Source organism: Arthrobacter sp., assembly GCF_031179985.1.
Classification (GTDB): Bacteria; Actinomycetota; Actinomycetes; order Actinomycetales; family Micrococcaceae; genus Arthrobacter.
Window position 1 is genome coordinate 39,233 of the sequence record NZ_JAPSHJ010000025.1, and the last position, 12,149, is coordinate 51,381.

11 protein-coding genes and 1 pseudogene are annotated in these 12,149 nt (G+C 63.1%); 2 read left to right on the plus strand and 10 right to left on the minus strand.

The annotated features are described in order from the left end of the window. The coding region (locus RIN13_RS12800) for a GNAT family N-acetyltransferase (RefSeq protein WP_309107719.1) at window positions 1–488 on the plus strand (488 nt) is incomplete at its 5' end. Window positions 489–530: 42 nt separating this feature from the next. On the opposite strand, the gene RIN13_RS12805 is transcribed toward RIN13_RS12800, so the two are convergent. The 7 genes from RIN13_RS12805 to RIN13_RS12835 are packed head-to-tail and all read right to left on the minus strand — an operon-like array spanning window position 531 to window position 8,510. Beyond that, complete coding sequence (locus RIN13_RS12805) at window positions 531–1,382, minus strand: CoA ester lyase (RefSeq protein WP_309107720.1); 852 nt, start codon at window positions 1,380–1,382, stop codon at window positions 531–533. Window positions 1,383–1,386: 4 nt separating this feature from the next. Beyond that, window positions 1,387–1,932, minus strand: coding sequence for a MaoC family dehydratase (locus RIN13_RS12810; protein ID WP_309107721.1), 546 nt, complete (start codon window positions 1,930–1,932; stop codon window positions 1,387–1,389). Then, window positions 1,929–2,663, minus strand: coding sequence for a CoA transferase subunit B (locus RIN13_RS12815; RefSeq protein ID WP_309107722.1), 735 nt, complete (start codon window positions 2,661–2,663; stop codon window positions 1,929–1,931). The genes RIN13_RS12810 and RIN13_RS12815 overlap by 4 nt, the downstream gene beginning before the upstream one ends. A 2-nt stretch (window positions 2,664–2,665) precedes the next feature. Continuing rightward, the gene (locus RIN13_RS12820) at window positions 2,666–3,451 is read right to left on the minus strand and encodes a CoA transferase subunit A (RefSeq protein ID WP_309107723.1); all 786 of its coding nucleotides are present in this window, start codon (window positions 3,449–3,451) and stop codon (window positions 2,666–2,668) included. A gap of 11 nt (window positions 3,452–3,462) precedes the next feature. Then, on the minus strand, window positions 3,463–4,635 hold the full coding sequence (locus RIN13_RS12825) for an acyl-CoA dehydrogenase family protein (RefSeq protein WP_309107724.1): 1,173 nt from the start codon (window positions 4,633–4,635) through the stop codon (window positions 3,463–3,465). Between the two features lie 17 nt (window positions 4,636–4,652). After that, window positions 4,653–6,899 (minus strand): biotin carboxylase N-terminal domain-containing protein, encoded by a 2,247-nt coding sequence (locus RIN13_RS12830; protein WP_309107725.1) that lies wholly within the window; start codon window positions 6,897–6,899, stop codon window positions 4,653–4,655. Between the two features lie 3 nt (window positions 6,900–6,902). Continuing rightward, window positions 6,903–8,510, minus strand: a complete 1,608-nt coding sequence (locus RIN13_RS12835; protein ID WP_309107726.1) for a carboxyl transferase domain-containing protein — start codon at window positions 8,508–8,510, stop codon at window positions 6,903–6,905. 134 nt (window positions 8,511–8,644) lie between these two features. On the opposite strand from RIN13_RS12835, the gene RIN13_RS12840 reads away from it, so the two are divergent. After that, the gene (locus RIN13_RS12840; protein WP_309107727.1) at window positions 8,645–9,352 is read left to right on the plus strand and encodes a helix-turn-helix domain-containing protein; all 708 of its coding nucleotides are present in this window, start codon (window positions 8,645–8,647) and stop codon (window positions 9,350–9,352) included. A 27-nt stretch (window positions 9,353–9,379) separates the two neighbouring features. Here RIN13_RS12840 and RIN13_RS12845 read toward each other — a convergent pair whose 3' ends face one another. From RIN13_RS12845 to RIN13_RS12855, 3 genes and pseudogenes are all read right to left on the minus strand, one after another. After that, window positions 9,380–10,855 carry a dihydrolipoamide acetyltransferase family protein gene (locus RIN13_RS12845; RefSeq protein WP_309107728.1) on the minus strand — a complete coding sequence of 492 codons (1,476 nt, stop codon included), beginning with the start codon at window positions 10,853–10,855 and terminating at the stop codon, window positions 9,380–9,382. Next, window positions 10,852–11,862 carry an alpha-ketoacid dehydrogenase subunit beta gene (locus RIN13_RS12850; protein ID WP_309107729.1) on the minus strand — a complete coding sequence of 337 codons (1,011 nt, stop codon included), beginning with the start codon at window positions 11,860–11,862 and terminating at the stop codon, window positions 10,852–10,854. Before RIN13_RS12850 ends, RIN13_RS12845 begins: the two co-directional genes overlap by 4 nt. Next, a pseudogene (locus tag RIN13_RS12855) lies at window positions 11,862–12,149 on the minus strand (pyruvate dehydrogenase (acetyl-transferring) E1 component subunit alpha); the annotation flags it as partial. The pseudogene RIN13_RS12855 and the gene RIN13_RS12850, both read right to left, overlap by 1 nt.

The following is a 12,149-nucleotide window of genomic DNA, read 5'->3' on the forward strand; positions in this document are numbered from 1 at the left end:
GTACACGTCTCGAACTGGAAACAGAGCGTCTGCATCTTCGGTCTTGGTCTATTGACGACACGTCCTGGCACCGGCACCTCGTGGGAGAGCGTGGGCTGGGCCTTCCGACAGTAGAGGACGATGCTGCGGTCATCGCAGGAGTTGTTGATTCCCAAAACACTCACGGCGTGGTGCCGTCTGTGATTGTGCGGAAGGCCGACGCCGAAGTCCTCGGCTACTGCGGCCTGGTAATCGGAAGAGCAACGCTGAACGAACCGGAGTTGGCCTTCGAGCTGTTCCAGCATGCCCATGGGAGCGGCTACGCCACGGAGGCTGCCATGGCGGTAGTCGCCGCCGCTCAACGAGCAGGTTACTCACGGCTTTGGTCCACCGTACGGACATGGAACGCACCGTCCTTCCGGGTACTCGAAAAGCTGGGCTTCGCTCGGCACCACAGTGTTTCGGACCATAGCGGCGAGATCGTCTGGAACGTGCTCGACCTACACTGACGCTCGTAGGCGGACGCTGGTCGGCTTACCGTCTTCCGTTCCCTAGCGGCCCGAGACGGGCCTGGCACCTGACCGGCGCACCGTGGCTTCGGCATGCTTAAGGATGGGGCCGTCGACCATTTTGCCCTTGAACTGAAATACGCCCGACCCGGCGCTGGCGGCAGCTTTCAGCAGCTCGTTGGCCTCGACAACCTCCGACTCGGAGGGCGCGTAGGCGTCACGGACAACCGCCACCTGGTTGGGATGAATGCAGGCCTTCGAACTGAAGCCGGACGCCACTGCATCGCGGCTTTCGGATGCCAGGCCGGCGAGATCAGGAATGTTCACGTACACCGAGTCAATGGCTTCTTTGCCGTAGGCCCGTGCCGCAAGAAGTACGGCTGAACGGGAGTGCAGTGCAACCGCCCGGTAGCCGCCGTCGTCGTTCCTGCTGGAGGTTCCGCCCAACGAGGCGAGCAGGTCCTCGGCTCCCCACATCAGCGCAACCACGTTAGGTTCGGCAGCTATGGCGGGAGCGTTGATGATTCCTGCCGCAGTTTCGCACAGCGCAATGACGCTGAACCCCTCAAGTGCCTGCACCTGTGCCGCGCCCTCGGTTTTGGCCAGCATGACTGTCCGGTAGGGCGTGTGGGCGAGGCAGTGCAGGTCCTTCTCAAACTCCTCGGTGCCCGCCGGATTGAGGCGGACAATGGTGCGGGTGGGCTCGAGTTCCGGCACATCGCCTTTGGCGCCCAGCTGCGCGAGGATGGCGCCCCGGGCACGTTGTTTGTCTTCCGGCGCCACAGCGTCCTCCAGGTCAAGGATGACGGCGTCGGCCCTCTCGGCCGCTTTCAGGTAGCGTTCCGGGCGGTCGGCAGGGCAGAACAGCAGGGCAGGGCCCATCACAAACGTCATGAATTTATTGTCCCCCTACTTGTGATTGCCGGTCTTCCTGGGCCTTCAGATGGGCGTCCCGTGTCCACATCAGGCAACTGCGGGTGGCCACTGCGACCACCTTCCCGTCCTGGTTCCGGCCGGTGTGCGTCATGGTTACTATCCCTTGGCCGGGCCGGGAATCCGAAAGGCGCTTTCCGGTGATTTGAGTCTCGGTGTACAGGGTGTCGCCGTGGTACAGGGGGTGCGGAAAGGAGACATCCGTCAGGCCAAGCTGGGCAATGATGGTCCCCTGCGTCAGCTGCGGTACCGATTGCCCCACCACAGTGGCCAGGGTGAACATCGAATTCATCAGCCGCTGCCCGAAGGGCTGCCCTGCACTCCAGGCGGCATCCAGGTGAAGCGCTTGGGTGTTCATCGTCATGGTGGTGAAGAGGACGTTGTCGGTTTCCGTCACGGTGCGTCCCGGGCGGTGAGCGTACAGCACCCCGGTCTCCAGTTCGTCGTAGTACAGCCCGCGCTGTTCGATGATCCGCTGCGTCGGCGGTTCCGGTGTCCTGGGATCCGTCATACCGTCAGTTCCCGGTCTTCCTCCAGGAGTTCGACGCCGGTAGCAGCGGCAACGTCCTCAACCGACACGTTAGGTGCCAGCTCGCGCAGCACCAGTCCGTCGGAGGTGACGTCAATGACGGCGAGGTCCGTGATGATCCTGTCCACGCATCCCTTGCCTGTCAGCGGCAGTGTGCATTGCTGGACAATTTTCGGCCGTCCGTTGCGGTCCACGTGCTCCATCATCACGATCAGTCTTTTGGCACCAAACACCAGGTCCATTGCCCCGCCCATGCCTTTGACCATCTTGCCGGGGATCATCCAGTTCGCCAGGTCTCCGTTGGCGGCGACTTCCATGGCCCCGAGCACGGCAACGTCCACGTGCCCTCCACGGATCATTCCGAAGGAGGTTGCCGAATCAAAGAATGCTGCCCCTGCATTTACAGTGACTGTTTCCTTGCCTGCGTTGATGAGGTCCGGGTCCACTTTGTCCTCCGCGGGATAAGGCCCGACGCCGAGGATGCCGTTTTCGGAGTGGAGGACCACCTCCATCCCGGCAGGGATGTAGTTGGGAATCAGGGTGGGCATTCCGATGCCGAGGTTCACGTACTGACCGTTGCGGAGTTCCTTTGCCACCCTTGCAGCCATTTCGTAGCGGGTCCAGCCCTTGCCCTCAGGGCTGGATGCGGCAGCCCTGCGGTATTCGGGACGGACGCCTTCCGGACGGGGTGCCTGGGAGCTGTTCGGATCCATGGCTATGCTCCTGCCTGGTCTGAGGTGGAAGACGTCGACGCTGCTGAGACGGTCTTCTTTTCAATGCGCTTCTCGACGGCGGGAGCCAGCACCACCCGTTGGATGAAGATGCCCGGGGTGTGGATATGCTCGGGGTCCAGCTCGCCCGGTTCCACCAGTTCCTCCACCTCGGCGATAGTGATCTTACCGGCCATCGCACACAGCGGATTGAAGTTCATCGCCGTTGCGTGGTACATGAGGTTGCCGTGCCGGTCCCCCTTCCAGGCGTGCACCAGCCCAAAGTCGGGAGTGAGGGACTCCTCCAGGACGTAGTCGGCACCATTGAAGGTGCGCACTTCCTTCGCTTGAGACGCGATGGCTATGCTTCCATCAGCATCGTACTTCTGCGGCAGCCCGCCTTCGGACACTTGAGTGCCGACGCCGGCGCTCGTGAAGAAGGCAGGAATTCCCGCACCGCCTGCACGGAGCTTCTCCGCCAGTGTGCCCTGCGGTGTGAGGACCACCTCCAGTTCGCCTGAGAGGTACTGGCGGGCAAATTCCTTGTTCTCGCCGACGTAGGAGCTGACGGTCCGCCGGATCCTGCCGTCCTTCAGGAGAATGCCCAGGCCCCAGTCGTCAACACCGCAGTTGTTGCTGACGGTTTCCAGATTCCGGGTGCCGCGTTGGTGGAGGGCATCGATCAACGCCACCGGGATGCCGCACAAGCCAAAGCCTCCGACGGCGAGGGAGGCGCCGTCGGGGATGTCGGCTACGGCCTCCTCAGCACTGGCAACAACTTTGTCAATCATCGTTGATCCTCTCAGGCCGGCTTCAATCCCAGTTCGCGGGCGATGAGCATCAGCTGAACCTCCGTGGTGCCCTCCCCGACTTCAAGGATCTTGGAGTCGCGGTAGTGGCGTGCCACAGTGAATTCGTTGATGAAGCCATAGCCGCCGAACACCTGGGTGGCATCCCGCGCGTTGTCCATGGCTGCCTCGCCTGCGACCATCTTAGCGATGGCTGCTTCGGTCTTGAACGGCTTCCCCGCCAGCATCCTGGCGGCAGCATCGTAGTAGGCCAACCGGGCAGTGTGCGCCCGTGCCTGCATGCGGGCGATCTTGAAGGCGATGGCCTGGTACTGGCCGATGTGGTGTCCAAAGGCACTGCGTTCCTTCGCGTATTTGACGGAGAGGTCCACACAGCCTTGGGCCGCTCCGGTGGCGAGGGCGGCGATGGCGATCCTGCCTTCGTCGAGAATGGACAGGAAGTTGGCGTAGCCCCGGCCCTGTTCTCCGAGAAGGTTTTCTTCCGGAACGTGGACGTCCTTAAGCGTCAGGGGGTGGGTGTCGGAGGCATTCCAGCCCACCTTGTTGTACGCTTTCTCGGCCTTGAATCCGGGCGTGCTGGTGGGCACCAGGATGGTGGAAATTTCCTTCTTGATGCTCCCGTCCTTGCGCTCGTGCCTGCCCGTGACGGCGGTGACGGTGACCAGCCGGGTGATGTCCGTGCCGGAGTTGGTGATGAATTCCTTGTTCCCGTTGATGATCCATTCGCCGCCCTCCAGCCTGGCGGTGGTCTTGGTTCCGCCGGCATCCGAGCCAGCTTCAGGCTCCGTGAGGCCGAATCCTGCGAGCGCCGTACCGGCAGCCAGCGCCGGGAGCCATTCCTTCTTCTGGGCATCGGTGCCAAACCTGTAGACAGGCATGGCCCCGAGTGAAACTCCTGCTTCGAGGGTGATGGCGACGGACTGGTCTACCCGGCCCAGCTGTTCGAGGGCGATGGCAAGGGCAAAGTAGTCTCCGCCCATGCCACCGTATTCCTCCGGAAACGGCAGGCCGAAGAGGCCCATGTCGGCCATTTGGGACACCACTTCGTACGGGAAACTGTGCTCTTCATCGTGTTTGGCCGAGACCGGGGCAACCACTTCGTCCGCAAATTCCCGAACGGTGTCGCTGAGGTCCTGGTATTCCTCACTGAGTTCAAAATCAGCCATGATGTGACTTCCTTGTCCTAACTCTGCTCTGCATCTGCGGCGCCCATGGCGATGGCAGCTTGTGTGGTTGATTCGGTGTCCGATACCTCTCCGGCGACTTCAGGGACCGGAGGATGGATGGTGGCCAGGACCTGCTCCGCTTTCACGAGATCGCCAGGAGTGACGCCGATATGCACTGTCCCCGCGGTGCTGGCAGTCAGCTGATGTTCCATTTTCATGGCCTCCACAGCGAGCAGGACCTGTCCGGCGGCTACGGTTTCCCCGTCCTGGACAGAGACCGAGACCACTGTCCCGGGCATCGGCGAGCGGATTTCGGGATCAACAACGCCGTCCACCCGCTGGATCGCAGCCAGGACTCTGGCCACTCGGGATTCCCTCGTGAGGATCTCGAGCCGGCAAGACCAGCCGTCGTGTCCCAGGAACAGGTCTCCGCTCGGCGACTTGGCCACGGAGTACTGCCTGCTCTCGCCGTCGAGGGTTATCGCGAGCTTCCCAGCAGCGACGCCGCCCAGGGATGCCTCGTGTTCGAAGCCGTTCCCTACCCGGACTGTCACGGAACCTCCGATCTCAGAACCGAGGCGGACGGCGACTACCTCCCCCGCTCCCCGTCCCAGGCTGACAATCCACGGGGCATTTCCGCCCAGCCGCCAGCCACTGCGGGTGTTCCAGGGGCTGCCTGCCTTCCTTGGAGAAGCGGTTCTTTCCCGGGCCGTGCCGTCCGAAGCCGTGCTGCCCGGGCTCCCCCGCTCCAGAGCCTGCACGTAGAGTGCTGCGGCAATGAATTCAGCGTCCCCCATCTCGCGGAACGAGAGGTCCGGCATTTTCCGTTCGATCAGCGTGGTATCCAGCCGTCCGGCGCGCACGTCGTCGTCGTTGATCAGCAGCCGCAGATACTCAACGTTGGTCGCCACACCCAGGGCGGTGTAGGACGACAAGGCCGCATCCAAGGTGTCCAGCGCTGCTTTCCGGTCCGTCCCCCATGCGATGACCTTGGAGATCATGGGGTCGTAATGAGAGCCAATCTCCAGCCCCTCAACCAGCGACGAATCCACCCGAAGCCTGTGGTCACTCCCCTGGGCTTCTGCCGCCGACGGAAGTTCGTCCAGCAGGAGCACCGTTCCGGTGGACGGCAGAAAATTCCGTTGCGGGTCCTCTGCGTAAACGCGCGCTTCGACGGCGTGACCTTTGAGGACGACGTCGTCCTGCGCCACGGTGAGCACCTCGCCGGCCGCGATCCGCACCTGCCATTCCACCAGGTCGATACCCGTGACCATCTCGGTGACGGGGTGTTCCACCTGGAGCCTCGTGTTCATTTCCATAAAGAAGAACTCGTCCGGGGCGTCATCAGAAACAAGGAATTCAACCGTGCCGGCCCCGCTGTAGTTGACGCTGCGGGCAGCCTGGCATGCTGCCTCCCCGATCCGGGCCCGGACCACGGCGCCGTCGCCAAGTGATTCCAACAGCGGCGACGGCGCTTCCTCGATGACTTTCTGGTGCCGGCGCTGGAGTGAGCATTCGCGTTCACCAAGGTGGATCACGTTGCCATGGTTGTCTGCGAGCACCTGGACTTCGATGTGCCGCGGGTTCAGCACCAGCCGCTCCAGGAACAGGGTGTCGTCGCCGAAAGCGCTGGCAGCCACCCGCCGGGCCGTGGCCAGGGTAGCGGCGAGTTCGTCCGGGCGCTCCACTGTGTGCATCCCCTTGCCGCCGCCCCCTGCCGACGGCTTGATCAGCAGCGGGAAGCCCACGTTTGCAGCGGCTTCGATCAGGTCCTGGTTGGTGAGTCCGGGTTGGGCAATGCCCGGGACCACCGGGACACCGTAGCCGGCCACATGGTTCTTCGAGCGGATCTTGTCGCCCATGATGTTCAGGGACGCAACGCCGGGACCGATGAAAGCGATCCCCGCGGCCTCCAGGGCGCGGGCGAAGTCGGCGTTCTCACTCAGGAACCCGTATCCCGGATGCACTGCCTGGGTGTTTGTTTCCCGGCAGGCCCGGACGATGGCATCAATATTGAGGTAACTCTCCGAGGCGGCGGCGGGTCCGATCCGGACGGCGGTATCGGCTTCGCGCACGTGGCGGGCGCCGGCGTCGGCATCGCTGTAGACGGCAACGGAGCGGATGCCCATGGTGCGGAGCGTCCGGATTACCCTGCAGGCGATCTCGCCGCGGTTCGCCACGAGGACTGTCGGGAAAAGGGCATCCCCACCGAACAGGACTTCGCTGTGGACGTTGGCTCGGGTTCGGTCGTCACTGGTGGTCATGGCTCACATCCGGAAGAGGCCGAAGGAGGTCTCCGGCAGCGGGGTGCGGGAGACGACGTCGAGCGCCAGCCCCAAAACGGTGCGGGTATCGGCAGGGTCGATGACGCCGTCGTCCCACAGTCGGGCGGTGGAATAGTAAGGGCTCCCCTGGTCCTCATACTGCTGCCGGATGGGAGCCTTGAAGGCTTCCTCGTCCTCTGCGGACCATTCCTCGCCCCGCCCCTCGTACTGCTCGCGCTTGACGGTGGCCAGGACGCTGGAGGCCTGGTTGCCGCCCATGACAGAAATGCGGCTGGCCGGCCACATCCACAGGAACCGGGGCGAATAGGCACGTCCGCACATGGAGTAGTTGCCTGCGCCGAAGGAACCGCCAATGACGACTGTGAGTTTGGGTACCCGGGCCGTGGCGACGGCGGTGACCATCTTTGCGCCGTTTTTGGCGATGCCGCCCTGTTCGGAATCCTTGCCGACCATAAAGCCGGAGATGTTCTGCAGGAAGACCAGCGGAATGCCCCGCTGATCACACAGTTCGATGAAATGCGCCCCCTTGAGCGAGGATTCGCTGAACAGCACACCGTTGTTGGCCACGATTCCCACTGGGTGCCCGTGAAGGCGGGCGAACCCGGTCACCAGGGTGGCGCCGTAGTTTTTCTTGAACTCGTGGAACCGGCTGCCGTCCACCAGGCGGGCAATCACCTCACGCACGTCGTACTGGGCGTTCACGTCAGTGGGCACCGCACCGTAGATTTCTTCCGGATCTTCCGCGGGTTCGACGGCGGCCTCCACCTCCCATGCGGGAGCGGCGGGCACCGGCAGGGTGGCGACGATGTCGCGGACAATCTGCAGCGCGTGCTCGTCGTTCTCAGCCAGATGGTCCGTGACCCCTGAGATTTGCGAATGTACGTCTCCGCCGCCCAGTTCCTCTGCCGTGACGATTTCACCGATGGCGGCCTTCACCAGCGGCGGACCGCCCAGGAAGATGGTGCCCTGGTTGCGGACGATCACCGTTTCATCGCTCATGGCAGGAACATAGGCGCCGCCTGCCGTGCAGGAACCCATCACCGAAGCGATTTGCGGGATACCGGCTGCAGACATCCTGGCCTGATTGAAGAAGATCCGGCCGAAGTGCTCCTTGTCCGGGAACACCTCATCCTGCTTCGGGAGGAAGGCTCCGCCCGAGTCCACCAGATAGATGCAGGGCAGCCGGTTTTCCAGGGCAATCTCCTGAGCCCGGAGATGTTTTTTCACCGTCATCGGATAGTAGGTTCCGCCCTTGACGGTGGCGTCATTGGATATCACCAGGACGTGCCTGCCGTGGACCAGCCCGATGCCGGCAATGACGCCGGCCCCGGGTGAATCGTCCTGATACATTCCGTTCGCGGCCAGCGGAGCGATTTCCAGAAACGGACTGCCGTCGTCCAGCAACTGGTCGATGCGCTCCCGCGGCAACAGTTTTCCTCGGGAAACATGGCGTTCCCGGGATTTCTCCGGGCCGCCCAATGCTGCAACGGCCAACCGTTTCCTGAGTTCTCCCGCCAGGGCAAGCTGAGCCTCCCGATTGGCCGAGAAGGCGGCGCTTGCTGCGTCCACTTGGCTGGCGAGTGTCTCCATTGACTGCTTCCGTTCCCGGCCGCCCGCGTAGGCGCCCTGGCTATTTCGGTTAGTACCGCATAACTGAAATTTAGGTTAGTCTCTATTAACTGTGATGTCCAACACGTTGAGGGTTGGCGAGGTTGGAACATCACATGATTCAGGAGGTATTCAGCCCGATGGCCCAGCGCAGCCCCCTGCCCGGCTCCAACTCTTTAGCGGCCGCCCAACGGTCAGCCGGCAAGGCCGGTCCGGGGACGCAGCGCAGCCAGGCCAAGGAGAGCCGCCGCAAGGCTCTTTTGTCAGCGGCCGCCGCCTTGTTTGCCAGGGACGGCTTCAACAGTGTTTCGCTTGAGGACCTGGGCGCTGCTGCCGGTGTCAGCGGGCCTGCCGTCTACCGCCACTTCTCGGGCAAACAAGCTGTCTTGGGCGCGCTGTTGCTGACCGTCAGCGAGGACCTGCTGGAAGGCGGCCGACTGGTTGTTGCGGATACTCCCGACCCCCACGGTGCCCTCGCGGGGCTCGTGGCATTCCAGGTGGATTTTGCGCTCAGCAACCCGGACGTCATCCGGGTCCAGGACCGGGATTTCAGCAACCTGGCAGAATCCGACCAAGCCAATGTACGCACCCTGCAGCGCAGCTATGTCGAGTTGTGGGTGGATGTCCTCCTGCGGCTCCATGCACGCGCCGAAGCCAGTGACCTTCGGATGCGCGCCCATGCCACCTTCGGGCTTATCAACTCCACACCACACTCAGTGCGCCACCATGGCCGCCGGATGGCTGCCGCGTCTGCCCGGCCTCTCCTGGAAAGCATGGCTATGGCCGCCTTGATGGTGCCGCCTGCCCCGGATCCGGAACGTTGAGCTGACCGGATCCGGGGCACGCGGGTCTTAGACCATCGCGAGCACGATGCCGGGATCCGACAGGATGGACCCGACGTCGGCCAGGAACCTGGAGCCCTGTTCCCCATCCACGAGCCGGTGATCAAACGACAGGCTCAAGGTCATCACCTGGCGAAGTGCCACCTCGCCCTGATATTCCCAGGGCATCCTCCGCACTGCCCCCATGGCAAGAATGGCCGCTTCGCCCGGGTTCAGGATCGGAGTTCCGGCGTCGATGCCGAAAACTCCTATGTTGGTAATGGAGATGGTTCCACCGGAGAGGTCCGCCGGACTGGTTTTTCCTTCCCGGGCCGTATCTGTCAGCTCCGTCAGGGCTGCTGACAGCTCGGCCAGGGTCAGTGAATGTGCGTCCTTGATATTGGGCACGGTCAGGCCGCGGGGGGTTGCAGCGGCTATGCCAAGGTTGACGTAGTTGAACTGGACGATCTCCTGGGCATCCTCATCCCAGTGGGTGTTCAGTGACGGATTTCGCTTCAAGGCGGTCAGGAGTGCCTTGGCCACGAGGGTCAGTGGAGTGAGCTTGTAGCCGGCAAAGAGGCGGCTTTCCTTGAGCCTGGAGAGCAGCTCCATGGAGGGAGTGACGTCCACCGTAAGGAATTCCGTGGCATGCGGTGCCGTGAAGGCACTCGAAACCATGGCGGCGGCAGTGAATTTCCGGACACCCTTGATGGGCGTGCGGACCTCCCGTTCGCCGCCCTGCTCATCGGCACTTTCCCTGGCGTAGGCCACCGCGGACATGGCGTGGGCAGCAGCGGGCAGGTCTCCGCCGCCCACGAAGTTCCGGACGTCGTCCCGGGTGATCAGTCCTCCCGGGCCTGTCCCCGTGACCGATTCCAGCTCCACGCCAAGATCCTTCGCCAGCTTACGCACAGGTGGAGTGGAGCGTGGCCGTTCTGTTGTCTCTGGTTCGGCAGTCCGGGCCGGCCGGGGCGGTGCAGCCGGCTCAGCCTCAGTGCGTCCAGCGTTAGGCTCAGGGGCAGCAGGCTGGAGTACCGGGGGCATCCGCGATTCCAAAGGAGCCTCGTCCTTCACGGCGGCAAGATGGCCCCGCGCCCGGCGGACAGGGCGTCCGGAACTTTCGACGACGGCGCCATACCCCACCAGGTTCGGCTCCCGTCTAGCCGGAGCCAGCTGGGGAGACTCATCTGATGCGCCGGATCCACTGGACTCTGAACTGCCTGAACCAGCCGGAGCGGGCGTACCGCCGTCGTCGTTCGCTATTTCAAAGGAAACGATCCGCTTGCCGACTTCCACGACGGTCCCCGGCTGCTCATGCAGCGCGGTAACCACGCCGGCGAACGGTGAGGGAAGTTCGACGACGGCCTTGGCCGTTTCCACCTCGGCGATGACCTGGTTGAGCGTGACGGTATCGCCCACGTTCACTTTCCAGCTGAGGATTTCCGATTCCGTCAGCCCTTCACCGAGGTCAGGCAGCCTGAATTCCCTGATCATGGTGGCCGTCATCCTTCCAGCCCGCTGAGCGAGTTCGGCCGGCCCAATGCCCGGTCCACGCCGTCAAGGATCCGGTCCAGGTCCGGAAGATGATGCATTTCGAGTTTGGAGTAGGGATAGGGGATGTCGAAGCCGGTGACGCGGACAGGGGCGGCTTCGAGGTGGTAGAAGCAGCGCTCAGTGATGCTGGCCGCAATTTCTCCGCCAATGCCGCCGAACTGTCCGGCTTCGTGGGTCACCACGAGCCTGCCCGTTTTCCGAACAGAGGCTTCCACAGTGGAGAAGTCCACAGGCGACAGCGAGCGCAGGTCGATGACTTCCACGGAAACCCCGTCGTCGGCAGCTGCGAGAGCAGCGTCACGGGCGGTTTTTACCAATGGCCCGTAGGTCACAAGGGTGACGTCTTTGCCTTCGGTGACAACGCTGGCCTTCTCCATGGAAAGCGCGGCCGCGGGATCCACGGACTCGTCTACTTCACCTTTGTCGTGATACCGGCGTTTCGGCTCAAAGTAGACCACCGGATCATTGGAGGCGATGGCCTGCTGGATCATGATGTACGCGTCCTGGGGGTTCGAAACACTCACTACCCGCAGTCCGGAGGTGTGGGTGAAGTAGGCCTCAGGCGATTCGGAATGGTGCTCCGGGGAACCGATGCCGCCGCCGAAAGGAACCCGGATGGTGATGGGCATCTTTACCGCCCCCTGGGTGCGGTAGTGGAGTTTGGCGACCTGGCAGACGATCTGGTCAAAGGCCGGGTAGACAAAGCCGTCGAACTGGATTTCCACCACGGGGCGGTAACCGCGGTAGGCAAGCCCGACGGCGGTCCCCATGATTCCGGACTCGGCCAGCGGTGTGTCAATGACGCGGTGCTTGCCGAAGTCCTTCTGCAGGCCGTCGGTAATGCGGAACACCCCGCCCAACGTACCGATGTCCTCCCCCATAAGAATCACTTTGGGGTCGTTTTCCAGGGATTTGCGCAGGCCGGAGTTGATGGCACGGGCAAAGGTCATCTGGGTCATCAGAGTGCACCTTCTTCAGAAGTGGCCTGTGCGGGGTCTCCGTACGAAGCCAGGTAACGGGAATAGTGGTCCTGTTGGCGTTCCAGCCAGGAATGCGGCGTGCTGTACACGTGCTTGAACACGTCGAGCGGCTGTGGGTCAGGCATATTGACGCAGCCACTGCGCATCTCCTGGGCCACGGCATCAGCCTTGGCTGCGACCCGGGCTTCCAGCTCTTCGCTCCAGGATTCCCTTCGTTCCAGAAGTGACCTGACGCGGGCCATGGGGTCCTTCGCGGCCCAGTCCTC